Below are 23,386 nucleotides of genomic sequence, written 5' to 3'. Positions count from 1 at the left end.
ATCTCCCCTACTCATTAAAATTAATAACGTTATTGGCTGGCTCTCTTGTCGTAGAAGATGCAGTCTGTTCCGAAACAATATTTTCTTGTACAATATCTGCTTTTTCAAACTCTGATATTACAACATCATCTAATCTACCATTTCTAATAACGATATATCCTCTATACCTATCGTCTGAACTGACAGTATTGTAATCAAAAGAATATACTCTATAAAAGACTAGCCTTTTATTCTCAAACTTTAAGTTTATTTTGCGTAAGCAAACTGTAGCATCCAACAAATCTAGATTATATTTAGCAGATGACCTTTCTGCTACATCTACAGCATATTCTTTATTTTTCATAAAATTCCGCCATAAAAAAAAGCTAATACCTAAAAAAATGATTGTATACAAAGCTATCGACATACTACTACCTTAAAATATAAATTACTGCTCTATTATATGTTAAAATCACTACGTTATAAAACATAAGCAACTAGATAGTTTTGAAAAATTTAAAATACTTTTACGGATCATTCTTTATAACGTTCTTGGGTCTTGCTATAGGAGTCTTTTTTTATCCAACAAATCCTCTAGCTATAATTTATTCTATATTAATATTAGCAATATTAGAAATATCTTTAAGTTTTGATAATGCTGTAATCAATGCAAAAATCCTAGGACAAATGCCCAAAAAGTGGCAAAAGGCTTTTATTTTCATAGGCCTACCCATAGCTGTGTTTGGTATGAGATTAATTTTTCCAATTTTGCTTGTTAGTATCTCAAGTGATATTAATTTTCATAAAGTTATAAATTTAGCCCTACATAACCCTGAAGAATATCAACTAATACTAGAGCACTCAATGCCATATATATGCAGCTTTGGAGGTAGTTTTTTACTAATGGTTTTCTTAAACTTTTTTCTTAGTGAGAATGAAGGACATCATTGGATACCACTAATTGAAAATAATATCCTTACACGAAAAATTCGTGATTATAATGGTGGATATATACTTTTTGCTGTATTCGTTGGACTTATACTTATATACAACTCAGAAAACAATCTTCAAGGCAGCTTAGCTATTGCATATATACTTGGTATAGTTGTTCATGAAAGCATCGGATTACTAAACTCTTTCTTTGATACTCCCCAAATAAGCTCCTCGAATATAGTTCGTAATGGCTTAATGGGGTTTATTTATCTAGAAATAATTGATGCCTCTTTTAGTTTTGATGGAGTTGTTGGTGCATTTGCAATATCTACGAATATTATAATTATAATGATAGGTCTAGGTATTGGTGCAATGTTTGTTAGATCTTTAACAATATTATTTGTTGAAAAAAAGACTCTAGCAAAATATATATATTTAGAGCATGGAGCCCACTATGCTATTGGCTTTTTAGCTGCAATCTTATTACTTAAAGTATTTATACATATACCAGAATGGTTTAGCGGTTCAATTGGAATTATTATTCTTACTATTTCTTTTATACATTCCATACTTAGTAACAACAAACTAAATCAATAAATATTTCAACACTCCAACATCCATAGCTACAGATTCAGCCTTATCTAGTACATTTTTTCTTTCAACATGTTCCACATAAGCTATAAACTTATCAGCAACCCCTTTCTCAAAAAGTTGATAATCTGTATAGCCATCGCCAATAGCTATAACTTCACCTTCAAATCTATTTTTAACTTTTTCAAATGCAACAAGTTTCGAGTCACAAGCGCCGTTGGAATTATCTAAACAATCAAAGTTCCCTTCATTATCCCAATTAACTTCAACGGCAAAGATATTCTCTCTCGGAATTTGTAAATAATCAGCAAATGGTTCTATACTTTCTGCTATTCCTCCACTAAATATCCAAATATTATCCCCATTAGATTTAAGTTGTTTTATCAACTCTGCAATCCCATCGGTTAAAATATCTGGACAATACTTATCAGCAAAGTCTTTTATACTTTGTTTTGTTGGACTAGCCATTGCTAACCTTTTTTCTAGAGATTCTCTAAAATCTAGATCTCCTTGCATACCTAAATTAGTTATTTTCTCTATCTCAAATATTTTTTCAGGAGATTCTTTTAGTAATGGTTCTAGGATAATTTCTAAAGACTCTTTTTTAATTAAAGTTGAGTCGAAGTCAAATATTATATTTCTCATTAGTTTTGTAGCTTTTGCATTTCTAAACGTTAATTATTTATATTATACTATTTCTTATGTCTTATTTTTAATTTCAAAAAAGAAAACTATGCTTAATTATAAAGAAATGCCCAAAGGGGTTATTCAGATTCACCTTATTCAAGTATTTAGTCTATTTGGTTTTGCAACTCTACTTGGTCTACTTAACTTCTACCTATCTAATGACGCAGGCTTTACAAAGACTCAAGCTAATACTATCACAGCAAGCTTTTTTGCTCTTAACTTTCTATTACACTTTTTAGGTGGTGCTGTTGGCGGAAGATATTTCAGTTTTAGAGGACTATTGGTTATTAGCTTCATACTCCAAATAGTAAGTATGTTTTTTATAGCTAACCGTGGTGATAGCCACATAATTCTAATTGGTTTAGCAATGTTTGTAACTGGTACAGGGGTAAATACTAGTTGTGTAAATATGATGTTAACACAACGTTTTAGCTCAGATGATGGTAGACGAAGAGTTGCTTTCTCTATCAACTATAGCTGTATGAACATTGGCTTTTTTGGAACATTTATAATTGCAGGAATAATACAAGGATATGGTGACTATACTTATGCTTTTTATATAGCTGCTGTATTTTTATTTATCTCTTTGTTAATACATCTTGCAAACTATAAAAATGTTTATGATCACGACACTTATTTTTCAAATACTTTTCATAAACTCAATAGAAGATATGTTGTAGCTCCAGCAATTTTAATTGCTTGCTTTTTATTATCATTACTTTTGATGAATAACCCAGAATATGGGCCACACCTAATTGTAATCGTATTTATAGCTGTTGCTATTTATCTATTTAGGTTAGCTATAACTCACGATAATGAATATCGTATAAAAATATTAGTATTTGTTATCCTAAGCTCATCAATGATTGTATATGCTCTAGTTCAAGGAATGATGAGTTCAGCATTTGAAAATTTTGTAGAGTTTAATACTAACAAATCTCTATTTGGTATACATATAGAGCCTGCAATGATAAACGCTTTTGAAAACCTTGGTGTAATTATTTCAGGTATATTATTAGCCATATATACTAAAAAGCGTCTCACTAAACATAATCCAATTGGACCAGGAACTTTAGTTGCTAGAGGTATATTGTTAAATGTGATAGCTTTCTTAGTAGTTCCTCTAGGGATATTACTTGCTAATCCTCAAACAGGAATTGTAAATGTTGCATATCCTGTGATTCTTATGTTTTTTATTGCAGCTGGGGAAGTTCATGTAAATGCTACAACATATGCAATGGTAGGTGATTTAATAAAACCAATACATCAAGGTATTTTCACCGGGTATATGTTTATATGTGTAGCCATTGGTATTGTTATATCGGGCCCTGTTTCAAACTATGCTATTGGAAACCAAACTCATGCTGAAAATATTACAGCACTTGGAACAAACCATTTATATTTAAAAATCTTCTTAACTCTAGCTATAGTTACAGCTTTTATCTCAGTATTTTTCTTCTTAATTTCTAAAAAAGTTAATAAAGTATTTAGTAAAGTTCATTAGTCAAATCTGTATTAAAATTAATTGTCTAAAACCATCATTTTTTCCTTTTTTTCTCTTTGAAAATTGCTTATTATTAACCATCTTTTTTTAAATACTTTTTTTGGATATAAACTCAATGAATAAAGTATCAAAGAAACCCATTGTTTCTATTAAAAATATATCTAAACAATTTGAGGATGGCCTTTTAGCTGTAGACTCAGTAAATTTAGATGTTTATCCTAAAGAGTTCTTCTCACTATTAGGTGGCTCTGGTAGTGGTAAAAGTACCCTACTGAGGATGCTTGCCGGATTTGAAAAGCCTACAGATGGTAAAATTATTATTGATGGTGTTGATATGTCAACTACGCCACCATATAAAAGACCTGTTAATATGATGTTTCAATCATACGCTTTATTTCCACATATGACTATTAAACAAAATATCATGTTTGGTCTAAAACAGGAAAAATCTCTTAATAAAGAAGATATTGAAAAAGCTACCGATAGAGCTCTAAAAATCATTAAGATGGATCATCTTGCAAAAAGAAAGCCTCATCAGTTATCAGGTGGTCAACGCCAACGTGTAGCTTTAGCAAGATGCTTAGCAAAAAGACCAAAATTAATATTATTAGATGAACCATTATCTGCTTTAGACAAGAATCTACGTGACCAAATGCAGTTTGAGCTTGTTGATATCCAAGAGCAAACAGGTAGTACATTTATAATGGTAACTCATGACCAAGAAGAGGCTATGACAATGTCTACTCGCATAGGAATTATGACAGATGGTTGGCTTGAGCAAGTTAGTACGCCATCAGAAATTTATGAATTCCCTAAAAGTAAATTTGTAGCAAACTTTATTGGTAAAAGTACAATATTTGAGGGACGTGTTGAAGAGGTTAGCAGAACTCGTAGTGTTATAACTTCTGAACAAGCTAACACTACCTTTGTCTTACAAAGAAATATTGAAGCTATTGAAGATCAAGAAATATGGATTGGCTTACGCCCAGAAAAAATTGTTATCAGCAAAGAAGTACCTGAAGATTATAACCCTCAAAACCCTATAAACTGTATCAAAGGTAAAGTAGAGGATATTGCATATATGGGTGGATTATCTACTTACCATGTCAGAACAGCTAATGGAATTATTAAATCTACTGATTTTAATATTGAGAGAAATGCTGATCATCCATCTTGGGGAGATGAAGTATATCTAACTTGGGAATCACAAAATATCATGGTGTTGTACTCATAATGCAAAATTTAGAAAAAAGTTTTAGGCATGTTTTTGCATACTTTATACCTTTCACATGGTTTGTAGTTTTTTTATTAGTTCCTTTCTTATTTGTTGTAGGAATAAGCTTTACCTTACCTGCAGATGGTACTCCTCCAGTCACATCTATTTTAACTTACAAAAATGAAGCCCTTAACTTTACTCTATATTTAAAAAACTATGTAGAACTAATACATTACAACTTAGTATTTATAGCACTACTTAACTCATTAAAAGTGGCACTTATAACTACCATTCTTTGTATATTAATTGGCTACCCTATGGCATTAGCCCTATCAAGAGCTGATAAGAACACACAAATATTTTTTCTAATCCTAATAGTTATCCCATACTGGACCTCATTTCTACTTAGAACTTATGCTTGGGTTACTTTGCTAGGTAATCATACATTAAATCAATACTTAATGGACTTAGGTTTACCAAGTATGGCTTTGTTATACAATAGCTTTTCAATGTATCTAGGTATGGTTTACTGTTATTTACCATTTTTAGTATTGCCTCTTTATAGCACTCTTATAAAGATTGATCCGAGTATATATGATGCTGCTGAAGACCTAGGATCAAGACCTATAAATTCTTTCTTTAAGATAACACTTCCTTTATCCATGCCTGGATTAGTCGCTGGAAGTTTACTTATATTTATTCCAGCAGTTGGTGAGGTTGTTGTACCACAAATCATGGGAGGAATGGACTCTCTAATGATTGGTAATATTATATGGGAAGAGTTCTTTACATCAAACAACTGGGGGATGGCTGCTACTATCTCAGTAGTATTAATAGTAATACTTGTTTTACCAATATTATGGATGCAACGCATTCAAGCAAAACGAACTTTTGTATAAGGGTATAACTATGAAAAAATTTACTTTTAGTAACATTATGCTCATACTTGGTCTAGTATTTTTATATATTCCATTAATAATTCTTATAGTATTTTCATTTAGTAATTCTGAAATTATCAATTTATGGGGAGGCTTTACATTTGATTGGTACCATGAAGTCATTAATGATGAAGATATTATCAATGCGACTTTTACCAGCCTAAAGATTGCTACAATCACATCAGTTGTTGCAACTGTACTCGGGACTATTGTAGCTTATGCTATGACTAGATTTACATTCTTTAGAACTAGAAGTTTCTTATACGGATTAGTAGCAACTCCGCTAGTGCTACCAGATATTATTCTCGGTGTTGCATTACTTTTGATGTTTTCAACTTTACAGCACATTATAGGCTGGCCTGCTGAGAGAGGCACTACGACTGTAGTAATTGCACATGTAACAATGTGTACAGCTTATGTAACTATTGTAATGCAATCAAGAATTGCTAGCGTAGATATATCACTAGAAGAAGCCGCTCTAGATTTAGGTGCAGGACCTATCAAAACTTTCTTTGCAGTTACACTACCGCAACTGATTCCAGCACTTATAACAGCTGCTTTACTTACTTTTACGCTATCTATAGATGATCTAGTTGTAACAGAGTTTGTAGCAGGTAGTGATAACCCTACCTTACCTATGTATATTTACTCTACTGTTAAAAATGGCCCTACCCCAGAAATTAATGCTTTAGCAACTATTATGATTGGCATTATTATAGTAGGAGTCCTGGCTGCTATGTTTATATCTACTAAGCTTCAAAAGAAAAAGTAGTATAACAATTATTAACTATTCAAACAATTAAGCCTTCTAGTCTCAACTTGGGCATTAGGAATAATTATAGCTATTACCAAACCAATTATACCTACTGTAACTAACAATAAACATAAGCCTATTGTGGGTGTAGTATATCCCATTACAATAGTAGCTATCATTGGAGCAAAGCCAGATAGTGATGCACCAAAACCAAACCCTATAGAACAGCCAGTTGCTCTGACTCTTGATGGAAATATTTCGGTATAATATGGAGTAGAGACACCTTGAATCACAGCTGTCAGCATAGCCATAGAGATAACCATTACTGCAATCAGAATAATATTTTGTAATTGCATAAGCATAACCATTGGCACTGTAGTAACTAATAGTAATAGATACCCTATTATATGAGTCTTCTTGCGACCATATACATCTGAAAGATAACCAAATAAGGGCATTATCAAGCACATAGCGATAATACTTAAAGTATTAATAGCTAATGCAGTTGATAAACTAAGTCCTAGTTGTCTTTCCATATACGTAACCATATATGTAACATCTAAATAATAAAAAACCGTAGCCGTTGTTGATAATACAATTATAAGAAAAAGTCTCCACTTATAATGTTTAAAAAGCTGTTCCATTGGTTTTATTTCAAGACTTGTGCTTTCCTCTCCTTTAATTTCCTCTTGAATTTTATCATCTTCTCTGAAGAAAAAGTGTAATAGCAAAAGTATAAAACCTAATGCAAATGGTATTCTCCAAGCATAATACTGCCACTCTTGAGGCAGTAAACTTACAGTTAAAAAACTTATTCCAGATGCTAGCAAAAACCCAATAACTGATGTTGAATAAGCAATAGCTAAATTAAAACCTCGATAACATTGATTATCATCCTCTGAAGTTATTGTCATAAGATTACCAAACTGACCACCTGCAGACAATCCTTGTAAAATACGTACTGTTACCAATAACACAGGGGCCCAAATACCAATTAAACTATAGCCAGGAAGAAAAGCCATAACTATAGTAGGTATTCCCATCATAATAATAGCTAGATTCATAGCATAATGTCGCCCTAATCTATCACCCAACCTGCCAAAGAATATTGAACCAATAGGTCTAGCTATAAAACCTGCAGCGAAAGCTCCAAATGTTGCAATAATTGCTACAAATGGACTTTCTTGTGAAAAAAACTGAGCGGATATAACTGTTGCAAAATAACCGTATAATGAAAAATCATACCACTCTATAATATTACCAAACGAATTTTTAAATGTTGTTTTTATTTGATCAAACATACCAAGTGAACGTTGTTAATCATGAAAATTTACAATAAGATAGCAAAAAACTACCTGAGTGAGATTAACAAACTAAACTAAAACTTCTCCCAAATTTTATTTTCTAGTATATAAATACCTTACATGCTTAAAAACTAAATATCAAATTTATATAGCTGTACTAAAAGGAAGTAGATAGATATAAGTAGTTATCTTATAAATTAGAAGTTAATAATAGGAAATACTGGTAAGAAACCATTTTTAGCAAAATTAAGTAGTCCAATTTGCAAGCCGCCTATATGACCTGTTACATTTATAAAACCAAATTGAAATAAGGTTGTACTACCAGCAATATTTACTAAACCAATATCAGCACTTGAATTTTTTGTTGATATATTTACTGCAGACCAATTTAACCCCGTTGTATCAGTAGTTAAATTTACTAGTCCAAAGTTTGCACCAAAAATATTATTAACGATATTTACGCCACCAAAGTTTGCGCCCACATCATCTCCTTGATGCCAATTTAAAATGCTGAAAGAAACACCTTTAAATTGTTCTCTAACTCTATTTGCACCAAAGAACATATCATATTCAAGCCCTGTGAAGTTATCTACATCAGAAAGCCCAAGTATAGAAAAGTTTAAGCCTGTTACATCAGCGCTCTTACCATAAAACAAATTAAGTCTAAGCCCTGTCACATCAGGATTTCTAGGAAAGTTTTTAAATACAGATAATTGCAAAGGCACAGAATCATTTGCTGGAGTTAAATTATCATCTGCATACACAACTGTATTAACCGTAAATAGCACGGTTAAAGATATTAAAATTTTTGAGATTATATTTTTCATAAGTATAAGCATCCAAAAAGCTTTATTGATACTTACATTTATAAATAATTACAGATATTATTGCAAGAAAAATTTATTTAGAAATAATGATTATTATTCGTCTACTGATACGAATTTACGGTTTAAAGCACCACCAGTATGGAACTTAACATGTCCATCTTTAAGAGCAAATAAAGTGTGATCTTTACCACAACCAACATTTACACCTGGATGAGTCTTAGTACCTCTTTGACGCAGGATAATAGTACCTGCTTTAACAAATTCACCACCATATCTTTTAACACCTAAATACTTAGGGTTTGAATCTCTTCCGTTTCTAGTACTACCACCAGCTTTCTTATGAGCCATTTGTATACTCCTTAAATATTCTTAATAAAATTATAAACTAATAGATGAAACTTTTACCGCTGTAAAATACTGACGGTGACCTTGTTGCTTCATGCTGTGCTTACGACGACGGAACTTCATAATTTTAACTTTCTTATGACGACCTTGTTCTACAACTTCACCTACAACTTTAGCACCTTCTACAACAGGAGCGCCTACTTTAACTTCGCCCTCTGCTGTTTGACCCATTAAAACAGTATCAAACTCAACTTTTTCACCAATACCAAGATCGAATTTCTCAAGTTTAACAACTTCGCCTTCTTTAACTTTGTATTGCTTACCGCCATTTTTAATTATCGCGTACATTTATTACTCCATTTATTAGATTTTAAATCCTCAGAACTGTCTATAAAGTCATAGACTTCTGACTTTTTGTTATTATTACAATTTACCTAGTCATAAAACTAGACACCATATTATAACAAAATTAATTAAAAGCTCAAGCTTAAGATTAGATATTATCTACCTTTTTAGAAAATCTATAAAGCAAGACTGAACCAAATAAGACCACTATAGAAATAACATAAAGAGCAGGAGAAATCGATTTAGTAGTATCTATAATATAGCCAATCAAATATGGTGTAACAAATCCTGATAAGTTACCTACAGAATTAATTATAGCTATTGCAATAGCCGCTGCCATACCGCTCATCAAGGTAGCTGGTAGACTCCAAAATAAAGAAACTAACGTTAAAATCCCTGCTGTTGCTAATGACATAAATATCAATGCTAAATAAATGTTATTATCAAAAACTGCGATACCTAAAAACCCTATTACTGCAATAATGTTTACAGCTATAAAATGATACTTTCTTTCTTTAAAATAATCAGAACTTGCACTAATAGCTATCATTGCTACTATAGCAGATATATATGGTATTGCAGATATAACACCTATTGCAAAAATATTTTTCACACCTACATTATTAATTAAAGCTGGCAAGTAAAAACAGACCGTATATAGTCCTGTAATGCCACAAAAGTATATTGCCGATAACCACCAAACACGCATGTCCATAAAAATAGCTATTTTTTTAGGTGATTCTTGATTTGCACGATCATTTTCTAATTGTTTGCGCAAGTATTCTCTTTCTGTTTGGCTTATCCATTTTGCTTTATCAATTGAGCTTAAAATTTTTGGTGCTAAAAAACCCAAAATAATTGTAGGAATCCCCTCAATTAAGAATAACATTCTCCAACCACCATAATGATATTGATCAAAGATATTCATAATAAACCCAGAGATAGGTCCCCCAACGATTCCTGAAAGAGCTATCGAGCTTAAAAATATAGCTGTAACTTTTGCCCGCCTATATGAAGGATACCACTCAGACAAATAATAAATAACCCCAGGAACAAATCCAGCCTCTGCTAAACCTAATAAAAATCTAAGTAAATAAAATTGTTGCGCAGAGTCGATAAACATTGTCAAAGAGGACAGAGTACCCCACACTACCATTAAGAAACCTAGCCATCTGCTAGCTCCAATTTTGACTAGCAAATAGTTACTCGGTACTTCGAAGATAAAATAACCTATAAAAAATATCCCTGCTCCTAAACCATATACAGTTTCAGAAAATCCAAGCTCAGACACCATCTGAATCTTAGCAAAAGATACATTGACTCTATCTATATATGCAAGAGTAAAGCATACAACTAAAAAAGGTAAAATCCGCCAACTAATTTTTTTATAGATACTTTCGTTCATACTTACTTTTTTTGAAGTAACATCTATTAATTATATGTAATATTAACCAAAATGAAATAAATAGTTTTGTATATGGCTATAAGTATCTTCTACTTGTTTATAGTGTAACACCAACAATTAACCAGATGATCATTAACTAAGCCAGCTGCTTGCATATAAGCATAGATTATAGTTGGACCTACAAAACTCATGCCTCTTTTTTTGAGATCTTTTGATATTTTCTCACTAATAGAGGTTGAGGTTGGAACTTCCTTATGAGATTCCCAATGATTTTTAATAGGTTTATTATCTACAAATGCCCATAGATAATCACTAAAACTACCAAATTTCTTTTGAATTTGTAGAAATGCTTGAGCATTCTTCCTAGTAGCGTAGATTTTTAATTTATTACGGATAATATTTGGATTAGAGCGAAGAGTCTCAAGCTCAGAATCTGTCATATCAGCTATTTTAGCTGGATCAAAATTATAAAAAGCATCCCGATAGCCTTGACGCTTTTTTAGAATAGTTTCCCAGTTTAATCCTGCTTGAGCGCCTTCTAATATCAAAAGTTCAAAAAGCTCTCTATCATTATATTTAGGAATACCCCATTCATTATCATGATAGTCAGCATAGAGCCTTTGATTAGGTTTATTGCCAAAACAACGATTTTTAGAAATCATCTGGGTTACAGAAACTTATTCAACCTTACCATGGCATTGTTTATACTTTTTACCTGAACCGCATGGACAAGGATCATTTCTTTTAACCTTTGGTCCTTCACGTTTTACTTGTTGAACCTTTGGTGCTTCATCTTGTTCCTGCTCTTCTTGAGTTTGATTGTTATCAATTACACTTTCATGTTCAGCTTTGATATCGCTCATTGACTCTTTCCACTCTTCTTGAGCTCTTTGAGTTTCTTCTTCTGTTGCTATTCTTATCTTAGCAAGCGAAGATATAACTTCATATTTAAAGTTATCAAGCATACTAGAGAATAGCTCAAAAGCTTCTTTTTTATACTCATTTTTAGGATCTTTTTGAGCATAACCACGCAAATTAATACTATTACGTAGATGATCAATAGAACTCAAATGCTCACGCCAATGACTATCTAAAGTTTGTAGTAATGAGAATTTCTCAAACTGTTTAACTGCTCCAGGTTCCAAATTTTTAGTCTTTTCCGCAAATTCTATTTCTATTGCTTCTCGAACTAATTTCTTAAGATCTTCCTCACCTAAATTATCATTCTCTTCATACAGCTTTTGTAAATCAACTTCTATCATAAAGTCAGATTTAAGTGCTTTTTCAAGACCCTCAAGATCCCATAGTTCATGCATAGAGCCTGATGGGACATAATCATGAAATAAGTTTTCTGCAACATCTATACGAATATCTGCCAATATCTCACTTACATCTTCAGCAGTTAAGAAATCTTGTCTTTGCTCATAAATAACTTTACGCTGAGTATTTACTACATTATCATACTCAAGTAGGTTCTTACGGATATCAAAATGATAAGCCTCTACTTTACCTTGAGCTTTAGAAATAACCTTTGACATAAAGCCAAATGCTAATGATTCACCACCTTTTAGACCTTTTTTAACTCTTTCAGCCATACCTTGAGATGCAAATATTCTAAGAAGGTTATCATCCATTGATAAGTAGAATTTACTTTCACCTGGATCACCTTGACGAGCAGCACGCCCTCTAAGCTGGTTATCAATTCTACGTGAATCATGTCTTTCTGAACCAATAATACACAAACCACCAGCCTGCTTAACAGCTTCGTTGCGTTCTTGCCAAGCAGCTTTAATTTCTGCTATTTGTTCATCTGTTGGATCTTCTAGCCCAGCAACTTCAACTTCCCAGTTACCACCAAGGATAATATCTGTACCACGACCTGCCATGTTTGTTGCGATTGTCACATTACCAGGATAACCCGCCATTGCAATAATCCCAGCTTCTTTCTCATGCTGCTTCGCATTTAGGACATTGTGTTTGATTTTTTTCTTCTTCATCAAAGTAGATAAAATTTCTGATGCTTCAATAGATGCTGTACCAACCAATATAGGCTGACCTTTTGATATTCTTTCTTTGATATCATCAACTATCGCATCAAATTTCTCTCTAACGCTACCATAAATTTCATCATGGTGATCTTTTCTGATAAGAGGTTTATTTGTTGGAATAATAATAACTTCTAAATCATAGATAGAGTGAAGCTCAAAGGCTTCCGTATCTGCAGTACCTGTCATACCAGCAATTTTATTATATAGTTTAAAGAAATTTTGGAATGTAATAGATGCCATAGTCTGATTTTCAGCATTTATCTTAACACCTTCTTTAGCTTCTATAGCTTGGTGAAGACCATCTGACCATCTACGCCCCGGCATTGCTCTACCAGTACTTTCATCAATAATTACAACTTCTTGATCTCTAACAATATAATCAACATTCAATTGATATAAAGAGTTTGCTCTTAAACAAGCATTTAAATAATGCATTTTCATGATGTTATGCGGACTATAAAGATTATCATCTTCCTCAAGAACACCCTCTTTCTTAAGCATATTCTCAATCTTTGCATAGCCCTTCTCTGTTAGATAAGCATTTTTAGACTTCTCTTCTAAGTAAAAATCTTTCTGTTCTGCTTCATCTTCAACTTCTTCTTTATCCTGTTTTTCTAAGAAAGGAATTAGTCTGTTGAAAAGATTATACATTTCAGAGCTATCATCAGATGCTCCAGAGATGATTAATGGAGTTCTAGCTTCATCGATTAAAATTGAGTCAACTTCATCAATAATTACAAAGTTACGGCTTCTTTGAACTTGGTTTTCTAATTCGTAAGCCATATTATCTCTTAGATAATCAAAACCAAACTCATTATTTGTACCATAAGTGATATCACATCCATAAGCTTCTTTACGCTGTTCAGGATTTAGATCTGCAACAATCACACCTACGGTCAAACCTAAAAACTCATAGATCTCTCCCATAAGCTCAGCATCACGTTTAGCAAGATAATCATTAACAGTAATTACATGAACACCATCTCCACTTAGTGCATTTAGATAAGCAGGCAGCGTTGCTACTAAAGTCTTACCTTCACCAGTTCTCATCTCGGCAACCTTACCTTGATGAAGCACTATACCACCAATAAGCTGAACATCATAATGACGCATATTCTTTGTACGCCTAGCAGCCTCTCTAACCGTTGCAAAAGCCTCGGGCAAAAGACTATCTAGATTCTCACCTTTTGCTAACCTTTCTTTAAACTCAGTAGTTTTTGCTTTTAACTGCTCATCTGACAAACTTTCAAACTGAGATTCTATTGAATTAATTTTTTGGACAGTTTTTGAAACTTTTTTTATAAATCTCTCGTTACGACTACCAATAATTTTTTGTACTAAACCTAACATGCTTACTTAACCAATTTTTTTATAAAAATTTATACAAATATAATACTCTGAACATACATTATATAGAGTTTGTAAGAAATTTAAATTAAGATAGAGTATTAATTATAATAATTATGACTAAACTCACAGAAATGAGATTTTTCTATTGCAAAACATTGTTGTTTATATTGTGTGGTATAGCCATATCTAGCTGCTCAACGACTCATGAATATAATCCAAATTTCACTCCAGAAGTTAAGAAAGTATCAGACAAAGAAATTATGCATAGTACACCAGCATGGTTTTCTTCAAACCAATCAAACTCTGAAAACACTCTATATGGTTTTGGTTCTGGAGATAATTTAGGCCAAGCAACAAAAAGTGCTTTAAGTGATATGGTACAAAGACTTCAAGTAACAGTATCAACTACAACAAGCTTTCAAAATATTTCAAGTAATGACAATATTTCTCAAAAATTAATTCAACAAGTTACAACTCAAACAGCAGAAGTAAATATTCCTAACTATACTGTAGTAAATCAACAAATCCCTGGGGATACGTATTATATAGAACTGCAAATAAACAAAGATCAAACCATCCATGACCTACAAAAGCTTATATTAAACAATACAAGGCAGGCACAACAATTACTTATAAATGCAGAAAATAAAAGCTCACTAGATAGATTCAATATCAGTCAAAAAGTAAATAATAATCTAAAAATTATTAAAAGTAGTCTTAGAACTTTAGTTATATTATCCCCTGAAATAGATATAGAACAACAAATGCAAGCTCTTAATAATATTGATAATAAACTTTTAAATCTTAAACGCACTATACAAATATTTATTGATAAACAAAATAGTGGCTTCTTTTACGATTCTCTAGAAAAGTATCTAAAGATTAATAATTACAGTTTAACTATGCAAAAAGACTATGCAAACATCTATATAACCCTGAAATTAAAAGACTATAATAATTTAAATAAGGATGATAAATACTGTATTGATACGAAAGTTGAACTTCAAGCAACAGACAATATCTCGGGAGAGCTATCACCAAAGTCATATACAATTAAGGCATGTTCTAAACAAGGGAGAATATCTGCTATAGACAAGGCTGTTGAAATATTTTATTCTCAATTAAATAATGCTGAAAGTATTTACCTATAATGAGTATAAAAATCCATCCAGAAAAAGCATCTAGTATAAATAATCATCGCACTAGAAAAAAAATAACTAACTCAACTTATGCTTATAAGGAATTAATTAGCAAAGCATCTCATCTAAGTACTACTATTGAAGTTGCTAATAAAGAATTACAAAAATTCAATTTACCATACTTATGTGATACTCACGTAGTATTCTATTCGCCAAAAAAAATTATAGTACAAAGCGATAAAGAGATATTAAAAACAAAATTCAAAGAGCTACAAAGTCAATTTGTCAGCAAACTAAGACAAAGCAGGCTTTTTTCTAAACTAGAAAAGATAGAAATTATAATCGACTATAAAACTCAAACTAAAAAACCTCAAAAAGTTAGTGATACTAAATTAGCAAAACAAGCGCTAAACGAAATAAAAAAAGAGATCTGTAAGGAATAACTATGGAACTAACCAATAAACATCCAAAAGGTATTTGGTATACAAGTGCATTATATTTTTGGGAATATTTCAGTTTTTATGGAATGAGAGCTATTTTTGTTTTATATCTTGTTAATCAACTAAAATTTACTGACCATCGCTCATACGCGATATATGGCGCCTTTACTGCCCTTGCTTATTTAGCACCGCTACTTGGAGGTATAATTGCTGATAAGCTGATTGGATTTCGTAATGCTTTAATACTTGGTGCAGGCTTAATGACATGTGGACATCTAATTTTAGGCTATGATGCTCAAGATATGTTCTATATTGCACTTGCATTTATAATATGTGGTTTTGGTTATTTTGAGAGTAATATTGCCTGTTTGGTAAACCAAATCTATCCTGAAGATCATCCTAAACGAGATAGTGGTTTTGTGATTCTATATATCGGTGGAAATATGGGCGGAGCTTTGGCTCCTATTGCTTGTGGCTATGCCGCGTATTATTTAGGTTGGGAATATGGTTTCTCAATAGCAGGTATAGGCATGTTTATTGGAATACTCATATTTCTATATGGAAGCAAACATATACCAAACATTACTCCCACAAATAGCAACTACACTCTTAGATTATTTAAAAATCTATTTATTGCTCTAGCAAGCTTCCTTGTTATAGTAGGATGTGTATATACAATCCAAAACGATTATGAAACATATGTTGTTGGAATTGTTACTGTATTTGCCACTCTTGCTTTTATCGGCTTAATTTTCAAAAACACGCAATATCGATCAAAGCTTCTATTTGCTGTTCTATTTATGATTTTTGCTATATTGTTTTGGATATTTGATGACATGATATTTACAGCTATAGAGGTGTTTTTAGATAGAAATATCGACTCACACTTATTTGGTATAAATATCCCTGCCTCTGTACTAATATGTGTAAATCCTATAGCAATTATAGTATTAGGTACCCTAATATCTATGCAATGGCAAAAAAACAATCCTGCAAAAGGATATAAACAAATGATTAGATTTACATTTGGTTTCACGCTTCAATTTATATCTTTTACTACTCTTGCATTTGCAGCTTATCTAGCAACAACAACTGGAAAGAGCTCTATAGTTTGGGCAGGTATTGCTATAGCGATACTTGGTGTCGCTGAAATATTTATTAACCCTGTAGCACTATCAAATATCACAAAAGCTGGTGGTGCTAAATATGCTGGATTTATGGCGGCACTATATACACTTTATACAAGTAGCATTGCTGAGCTTAGCTCTTCTAGATTAGCACAACTTGCAGCTACTCAAGATATCTCAAAAGTTAAAGATTTACATGAGCAAGCAAGATTATTTTTTGATCTTTTCTCACAAGTTTCAATAACACTTATTGGAATAATTATAATTTGGTTAGGAATAACTTTTATATATAAATTTAGACAAAGAAAAGTATTTTAGAATATTATTAATTTTCTACCAAAGTTCCTAGAGCAACTTCCATCATGTTTGTAAAAGACTGCTCACGTTGCTGAGATGTAGTTGACTCACCTGTAACAAAACAATCAGATATAGTTACAACTGCTGAGGCATTTTTACCTAAAAGCTTAGCTGTAGCAAACAATGCCGCTGTTTCCATCTCTACAAGATCACAACCATGTTCTTTACTTATAGTTTTCCAATCATCAAAATTCTTTCTATAAAAAACATCAGTACAATGGGCTTTAGCTTTTTTCAGTTCAATCTGCTGTCTTTTTGCAGACTCAACAAGCTCTTCATTAAGCTTTGAACTTGGTTTAATAGTACGAGTTTTTTCACCAGTAACTATCTCAACATAATCAGACTCACCATAAGTATCTTCAACAAGTACTACATCATAAACTGCTAAGTCTGCTGTATATGAGCCTGCTGAACCAACTCTGATAATATTTTCAACATCATAGTCATTAAAAAGTTCATAAGCATATATACCCATACTTGGCATACCCATACCGGAGCCCATGACACTTACTTTTTTACCATTATAAGTTCCTGTGTAAGCAAACATATTTCTTACAGCATTAACTCTTTCAATATTTTCTAAATAATTTTCAGCAATAAACTTAGCTCTCAAAGGATCGCCAGGCATGATTACTGTCTTAGCAAATTGTTCTTTACTTTCTGTTTCTATATGAGGAGTAGGTAGTGCCATATTATTTCCTTTTATATTATAAATCTCTTGAAAGCTATATTAGCATAATTTAGGTATAAATATTATTTTTCTAGCTGTTAAATTCTCAAACTAATTTAACTATCCAAACTTTACAAACCTCATTAAAAAGCATATTCTTTGATTGTACGGGTGTGGTAACCCAACAACAAGTAGTGTGATACAACTAAAAGTGTATCCATGGAAAGAATAGGGATAGCTGTATCTATAGCTGTCCTTTTGTTTTCCCATGACACCTTGATTAAGCCTCGTTGTTTGATCGGGTGGAGTGAGAAATACAATAGCCTCTATGGTAAATACTCACTACTAGGCTTGTTGCTAGTTACCAACCACCCGATTATTTTGGTAAAAACAACAAGAGGTATAACTTATGTTATATAAGCAAATCAACCTATCAACTAGTTATGCTAGTTGTTCGATAGATGATCCTAACTATGCTTTATCAGTCGATACTTATATTATCAAAGAAGATAAACAAAATAGTTTGTTTATCGAGTTAGATAATATATTTGAATATGCTGATATCAAAGATGTAGATAGTGTAATTAATGAGATAAAAGCGGTTAAAACTGCTTTGCTTTATAAAGAAACTATTAATAATCAAACTAAAAGATTTGTTTATTACAAACATCTAAATCCAGCGTTAGCAATTGCTCATTTTTACCTTAGAAAAAATGGTAACAATAGTAGTAAACTTAAAGATGCTATGGGAATATTATATTTTAATATAGTTCTAGAGTGGAGAAAGCAAGATAGTGATTTGGTAAAATCTCTGGATTTGTTTTTTAGGTAAAACCTAATACTAAACCTTTGCAATTTTGGATATAGTTAGATAAATTTTAACTTATATACTTTTGTTTTATGTTATTAACTAGGTACTTGTCGTGTCAGATGATAAGAAAAAGAAAAAACGGCCATTAGATGACTATGTAGCTAATACTCCGACTGTTCAAGAGATAGACCATGAAGGTGAGTATGGACCTGAACCTGAATGGGTAGGCGTGCCTCAAGATGTAGATGAAGTTGAGAGATGGCTTGATGAACCAGTTGTTTTACATAGTATAAATTCTTTGCCTTATACTAAGATTTGGACTAAACCAGCCTATGATCTAATCCATGATGAAATTAAAAATCTAAATAAAAACTGGCAAGATCGATCAGTAGACTCTATAGAGCATAGTGATACTGACTTTACAGGTTTAGATGCTCAAGGAAGTGCTATAGTAGCTAATACTTTTAAAGAAGGTACAGACTTTACAAATGCTAAGTTTAATCGAGCTAAACTGCATGGTGGTAAATATAAAAATTGTAAATTTGTAAATAACAATTTTGCTTCTGCTGGTATAGGACATTTAGAGTTTGAGAACTGTACTTTTACAAATGCTGAATTTGGTAAAACAGATATTAAAAAAGTAGAGTTTAAGAATTGCACATTTGATAAATGTAGTTTCTTTAGTACACAATTTCATACCTCTGATCTATATGATTGTACATTTAATGAATGTATCTTTAATACTGAACTATGGTTTAAAAACACGATACTAAATACGAAATTTTCAAAAAGTGAATTTAATAAAAGTCAGTTTAGTGGAGTTCTAATTGACTCAGTTACACTTGTAGATAGTTCACTTCTTAAAACGACATTCTTTGGTACTCAAATACAGAATAGTGATTTCACAAACAATGCTTGGTTAAAGGTTGGCTTTGCTAATGGTAATAGTATATACAAAACTACTTTGTATAATGAGAATATCCAACAATGTAACTTTGGTGATAGTGAATGGAAAGATAGTGAGTTACAAAACTCGCAAACATTAAGCAATGACTTTAGCAAGGTGGAAATGCACGACACTGATTTCACAGGAGTTAATGGAATTGGAGATAACTTTGCTACAGGACTATTTTCAAATTGTAGGTTTGCAGATTGTGATTTAGCACAAGCTAATTGTACAGGTACAGATTTTATAGTTGGTAGTTCTATACAAAATTGTACCTTAGATAAACTAATTTATGCTTATGCGAGATTACCAGAGAATTTTGATGAAGGACAACTTAAGAAGACTTCTCAAGCTCAGATAAGGCAGCTAACGGATAAGGATGTTAAGCTAGGTTATCCAAGTACTAAGGCAGAGATAAATACACCAAAGGCTACAGTAGCAAGTGTATCAAATGGTTATAGATACTTTGGTACTATGTCACTATCTGGAGATATGACAGTTACAGATACAGAAAGCCCTATATCAAATGTAACTTTAGAGCAAAAGAAAGTATCTATAGAAAACTCTGTATCAGAAGAGATCCAAAAATGGATACATAACGACTATGGTAAAGCTCCTAAAGATCAAAATCATGATAATGCTGCTATTGTAGACGTGATTACATCATTAGATATTAAGAATAAACAAATCTCTATAGGATGGAAATTTGGGAATTACACATTTAAACCAGAAATATTCTTTTTTGATGGTAAGAATTATACTATAACAGGTAGTATCACAAAAAATAACGATGATATTGCTATAGATAAAAGATTTATTTCTTCAAGTTCTTTGACTATAGATATTAGCTTGACTTTCATGAAGAATAATCAAGAAGCTGAAAAAACTAGTAATAATTTCTTGGAAGGTATAGCAACAAATTTGAAATTTGTAATATCAACAACAGGTACTGTAGTCGCTATGATTCCTCATCCTTTAGCGAGAGGCGTAGGATTAGGTTTAAAGATAGGGTCAAGATTAATTCCAGAAGGATAAAGTTTTATGAAAAAAATATTTCTATTTCAGTCTTTATGTCTAGTTTTCCTTTTATTTAGTTTTGTATATGTATTTATATATAAACTTATATTTTTAAACGATCTTATATACTTTGATCTTATACCAATACTTATTCTTTTAGTTTTACTTATAAATATATATTTTTCTATTAGAAAATATTTTATATCTGTCATTATAAGTTTTATATATTCAATATATTCTATTTACTCATTTAGTAACTTTGTAGGTTTGAAATTTTATGAAATGCCAAGGTATTTATTTGATTTAGTAGTAGATGGATATTACCAGGTATCAATATCTCAATTGCTAGCATTATTATTATTATTATTATCAGTAATTATGATACTTGTAAGGATTAGAAATTATGTTAATAAAGAATAAGGTTTTTTCAGCAACTGGAACCGTAATAAGTTTTATCCCCCATCCAATAGCTATAGGAGTCGGTTTAGGTATGAAAGGAATCGCTTATGTCATGTCTAAAATATGGGGTTAGGCTATGAAAAAATTATACTTATTGCAAACGATATTTTTATTTTCATAAAATTAGCGATATTATTATTTACAATGTTCTCGTGGAAATCATTTAATTTGCAACCTTACTTATATCTCTTGGCAAATCCTTTTATTTTCATTAATTGCAATTATTGTTCAGATAATTGAGTATAAGAAATCACAAAATTAAAAAGTTGGCAAAAAGAGGAAAAAGAATAAATGATTTATTAGATTTTTGTAATCTATCAAATTAGATTCTATAGTCAAACTATAGAATATCCCATAATTTACTTATCTGAATTTTTATCCATATCTGAATTATATGGTGTGAAGTAGTATGGGTTAATCAATGTTTGTACATTTATAGTATCTCCTATAGTTCTCCACTTAAATGGTCCTTTATAGGTATTATTAGATATTAAAGTTCCTTTAAAAGTAGTTTTGTCATTATTTTGCCACCTACCTTTATCATCCATAGGATTCCCCATAGCATCGAAGCTAAGAGTATCACCCGATATATGAATCTTAGGATACGTATAGCGCCAAGCATTAGGAAACCCTAACGAAGTATCTTGTATATACTCATAATTAACAATATTAGAACCACGAAGTCCATTTGGAACAAATAGTCCCGGCAACCATCTATTAGAATTAGATTTAATATTATATTTAATTGATTCTAGTGAATCTGTAATCTCTTCATCAGTAATTGGCTTTAATTTACTTTCTAAATCTTGAGCAACAGAAATACATTTATATGGTTTAGTAAAGCATTGAATACCTCCACTCACAGGATTAGTTAGCGTATTTACATTATCATCAGCCTTAGTGTATAGATCCTCAAGTTTTTCTTTGTATTGATCATCTAGTTTTACTGGATAACCATTTATGATTGCACCTAAATGCTCTTTATAATATTCATTTTCCTTAAGATCATTTTCTAGTTTTTTCCTAGCTTCTTTAACTTGAGGAGTCACAAGAGTGTCTGGCTCATCTAGACCTATTAGCTCGATATCCATAGTGTCAGCAAATGCTATACCAAATGGCTCTAAATTTTCATCTTTTGATAAGTCGTATTGCTTAGAAAAACCGTCTGTTGCATGAGTTTCTTTAGAACCTGCATAATCAAGAACACCTTCAGCAGCTTTAATACAACGATCCATATTTTGCATTGAGCAAGTTAGAGCATAATAACCACCTTTATCTGGATCTTTACTTAGAATTTCAGCTAATCTTTCAGGTTTACCTCCAATTTGGTATGCACTAATGGAAACTTTACCATCTATATTATTTTCTCTAGCAATTTTTTCTATATATCCTGAAGCATTAAATATATTACCAAAGCTAGCATGGGCTTTAGCTTTAAACGTCTCTAGGTCTGAATGATTATGGAACTTAAGATTTATTCCAAACAGTAACATTGCACCTGTTTGATATGCTGTAATTATTTCATTACCACACGAAACACCAAACTTATCGAAAACATTATTATATAGAGTATCTCCTATTGGAGTTAACCCTCCTTCAGATAAATCTAAATTTACACGCACTTTATTTGTTGCATAATTAAAATAGTTTAGTGAATAACTAAGATCAGTGTCTTTCATAGCTTTAAGATAATCTATCGCAAACCCGCCACCAAACGCTCCTATACCAGCACTCGCACTAGCTCCCGCTGCAAATTTATTCTCAATTTCTTTAAAAGAATAAACACTATCTAAATCAAAAACAGCCTCACCTGCAGACTTATCAGTATCTGTAAATGCAAAACATATCTGCTGCCCTAGTGTTTGAGCATCACTTGAGTAGCCACTACCAGGACTAATAAAATTATTTCCAGCCTCTAAATTCTTATTCTGTTCCCGCAACTTCTGTAAGTGCATAATTGGCTTAGTTGCAAATGCTGATCCAACTAGACTTACTAATAATACTGACGTTAAAATTTTCTTTTTCACAAACCTCTCCATTAAATTTAATTAAATTGAAAAATACTATTAAAATATAGTTTATTAACTTTGCATAATCAAGAAATAGTTTGGTATTTCTTACTTTTAAGATTATTTTGAATCATTTTTCTAAATATCATGCCTATGATAGTAACCTATATCTCAAAGCTACTTTT

Annotated in this window: 22 protein-coding genes; 11 read left to right on the top strand and 11 right to left on the bottom strand. The window is 31.6% G+C overall.

All coding sequences use genetic code 11. The features are described from left to right. Positions 1 to 7: 7 nt before the first annotated feature. Positions 8 to 406, bottom strand: a complete 399-nt coding sequence (locus QI37_RS09300) for a DUF3301 domain-containing protein (RefSeq protein WP_040010520.1) — start codon at positions 404 to 406, stop codon at positions 8 to 10. A gap of 80 nt (positions 407 to 486) precedes the next feature. On the opposite strand from QI37_RS09300, the gene QI37_RS09295 reads away from it, so the two are divergent. After that, the gene (locus tag QI37_RS09295; RefSeq protein WP_040010519.1) at positions 487 to 1,509 is read left to right on the top strand and encodes a DUF475 domain-containing protein; all 1,023 of its coding nucleotides are present in this window, start codon (positions 487 to 489) and stop codon (positions 1,507 to 1,509) included. On the opposite strand, the gene QI37_RS09290 is transcribed toward QI37_RS09295, so the two are convergent. Then, a complete protein-coding gene (locus QI37_RS09290; protein ID WP_040010518.1) occupies positions 1,498 to 2,148 on the bottom strand; it encodes an HAD-IB family phosphatase in 651 nt (216 codons plus the stop codon). The two genes, QI37_RS09295 and QI37_RS09290, sit on opposite strands and share 12 nt — an antisense overlap. 88 nt (positions 2,149 to 2,236) lie before the next feature. Here QI37_RS09290 and QI37_RS09285 point away from each other — a divergent pair, with 88 nt between their 5' ends. The 4 genes from QI37_RS09285 to QI37_RS09270 all read left to right on the top strand — a co-directional run bounded on the left by QI37_RS09285 (position 2,237) and on the right by QI37_RS09270 (position 6,620). Beyond that, positions 2,237 to 3,694 (top strand): POT-type proton-dependent oligopeptide transporter, encoded by a 1,458-nt coding sequence (locus QI37_RS09285; RefSeq protein ID WP_040010517.1) that lies wholly within the window; start codon positions 2,237 to 2,239, stop codon positions 3,692 to 3,694. Between the two features lie 115 nt (positions 3,695 to 3,809). Further along, on the top strand, positions 3,810 to 4,928 hold the full coding sequence (locus tag QI37_RS09280; protein WP_040010516.1) for an ABC transporter ATP-binding protein: 1,119 nt from the start codon (positions 3,810 to 3,812) through the stop codon (positions 4,926 to 4,928). Continuing rightward, positions 4,928 to 5,809, top strand: a complete 882-nt coding sequence (locus QI37_RS09275) for an ABC transporter permease (protein ID WP_040010515.1) — start codon at positions 4,928 to 4,930, stop codon at positions 5,807 to 5,809. Before QI37_RS09280 ends, QI37_RS09275 begins: the two co-directional genes overlap by 1 nt. Before the next feature lie 10 nt (positions 5,810 to 5,819). After that, a complete protein-coding gene (locus tag QI37_RS09270) occupies positions 5,820 to 6,620 on the top strand; it encodes an ABC transporter permease (protein WP_040010783.1) in 801 nt (266 codons plus the stop codon). Positions 6,621 to 6,631: 11 nt separating this feature from the next. Here the strand turns inward: QI37_RS09270 and QI37_RS09265 are convergent, their stop codons facing one another. The 7 genes from QI37_RS09265 to secA all read right to left on the bottom strand — a co-directional run bounded on the left by QI37_RS09265 (position 6,632) and on the right by secA (position 14,226). Continuing rightward, positions 6,632 to 7,903, bottom strand: a complete 1,272-nt coding sequence (locus tag QI37_RS09265; protein ID WP_040010514.1) for an MFS transporter — start codon at positions 7,901 to 7,903, stop codon at positions 6,632 to 6,634. A 200-nt stretch (positions 7,904 to 8,103) separates the two neighbouring features. Then, positions 8,104 to 8,733: a hypothetical protein gene (locus tag QI37_RS09260; RefSeq protein ID WP_200883198.1), complete on the bottom strand. Its 630-nt coding sequence runs from the start codon at positions 8,731 to 8,733 to the stop codon at positions 8,104 to 8,106. Between the two features lie 93 nt (positions 8,734 to 8,826). After that, a complete protein-coding gene (gene rpmA / locus QI37_RS09255) occupies positions 8,827 to 9,081 on the bottom strand; it encodes a 50S ribosomal protein L27 (protein WP_040010513.1) in 255 nt (84 codons plus the stop codon). Between the two features lie 30 nt (positions 9,082 to 9,111). Next, positions 9,112 to 9,426, bottom strand: a complete 315-nt coding sequence (rplU, locus tag QI37_RS09250; RefSeq protein WP_040010512.1) for a 50S ribosomal protein L21 — start codon at positions 9,424 to 9,426, stop codon at positions 9,112 to 9,114. A 145-nt stretch (positions 9,427 to 9,571) separates the two neighbouring features. Further along, a complete protein-coding gene (locus QI37_RS09245) occupies positions 9,572 to 10,828 on the bottom strand; it encodes an MFS transporter (protein WP_052399182.1) in 1,257 nt (418 codons plus the stop codon). 89 nt (positions 10,829 to 10,917) lie between these two features. After that, the gene (locus tag QI37_RS09240) at positions 10,918 to 11,490 is read right to left on the bottom strand and encodes a DNA-3-methyladenine glycosylase I (protein WP_040010510.1); all 573 of its coding nucleotides are present in this window, start codon (positions 11,488 to 11,490) and stop codon (positions 10,918 to 10,920) included. Between the two features lie 15 nt (positions 11,491 to 11,505). Further along, positions 11,506 to 14,226: a preprotein translocase subunit SecA gene (secA, locus tag QI37_RS09235; RefSeq protein ID WP_040010509.1), complete on the bottom strand. Its 2,721-nt coding sequence runs from the start codon at positions 14,224 to 14,226 to the stop codon at positions 11,506 to 11,508. Positions 14,227 to 14,339: 113 nt separating this feature from the next. On the opposite strand from secA, the gene QI37_RS09230 reads away from it, so the two are divergent. From QI37_RS09230 to QI37_RS09220, 3 genes are read left to right on the top strand one after another with little or no spacing between them, the layout of a single operon-like run. Further along, positions 14,340 to 15,377: an LPP20 family lipoprotein gene (locus QI37_RS09230; RefSeq protein WP_268746171.1), complete on the top strand. Its 1,038-nt coding sequence runs from the start codon at positions 14,340 to 14,342 to the stop codon at positions 15,375 to 15,377. Beyond that, the gene (locus QI37_RS09225) at positions 15,377 to 15,808 is read left to right on the top strand and encodes a hypothetical protein (RefSeq protein WP_040010508.1); all 432 of its coding nucleotides are present in this window, start codon (positions 15,377 to 15,379) and stop codon (positions 15,806 to 15,808) included. The genes QI37_RS09230 and QI37_RS09225 overlap by 1 nt, the downstream gene beginning before the upstream one ends. 2 nt (positions 15,809 to 15,810) lie before the next feature. Next, on the top strand, positions 15,811 to 17,250 hold the full coding sequence (locus QI37_RS09220; protein ID WP_052399181.1) for a peptide MFS transporter: 1,440 nt from the start codon (positions 15,811 to 15,813) through the stop codon (positions 17,248 to 17,250). Positions 17,251 to 17,257: 7 nt separating this feature from the next. On the opposite strand, the gene deoD is transcribed toward QI37_RS09220, so the two are convergent. Next, positions 17,258 to 17,980 (bottom strand): purine-nucleoside phosphorylase, encoded by a 723-nt coding sequence (deoD, locus tag QI37_RS09215; protein WP_040010507.1) that lies wholly within the window; start codon positions 17,978 to 17,980, stop codon positions 17,258 to 17,260. Positions 17,981 to 18,368: 388 nt separating this feature from the next. Here deoD and QI37_RS09210 point away from each other — a divergent pair, with 388 nt between their 5' ends. The 3 genes from QI37_RS09210 (at position 18,369) to QI37_RS10445 (ending at position 21,265) form a co-directional block, all read left to right on the top strand. After that, positions 18,369 to 18,791, top strand: a complete 423-nt coding sequence (locus tag QI37_RS09210) for a hypothetical protein (RefSeq protein ID WP_040010506.1) — start codon at positions 18,369 to 18,371, stop codon at positions 18,789 to 18,791. Positions 18,792 to 18,882: 91 nt separating this feature from the next. Beyond that, positions 18,883 to 20,751, top strand: coding sequence for a pentapeptide repeat-containing protein (locus QI37_RS09205; protein WP_040010505.1), 1,869 nt, complete (start codon positions 18,883 to 18,885; stop codon positions 20,749 to 20,751). A 385-nt stretch (positions 20,752 to 21,136) separates the two neighbouring features. Then, positions 21,137 to 21,265, top strand: a complete 129-nt coding sequence (locus QI37_RS10445; protein ID WP_268746169.1) for a hypothetical protein — start codon at positions 21,137 to 21,139, stop codon at positions 21,263 to 21,265. 286 nt (positions 21,266 to 21,551) lie between these two features. Here the strand turns inward: QI37_RS10445 and QI37_RS09195 are convergent, their stop codons facing one another. Beyond that, positions 21,552 to 23,219: a hypothetical protein gene (locus QI37_RS09195; protein ID WP_040010503.1), complete on the bottom strand. Its 1,668-nt coding sequence runs from the start codon at positions 23,217 to 23,219 to the stop codon at positions 21,552 to 21,554. Between the last annotated feature and the right edge of the window lie 167 nt (positions 23,220 to 23,386).

This window comes from Candidatus Francisella endociliophora (assembly GCF_000764555.1).
GTDB lineage: Bacteria > Pseudomonadota > Gammaproteobacteria > Francisellales > Francisellaceae > Francisella > Francisella endociliophora.
The sequence above is the reverse complement of the archived record's forward strand: the minus strand, read 5'-3'. Positions and strand labels throughout refer to the sequence as shown.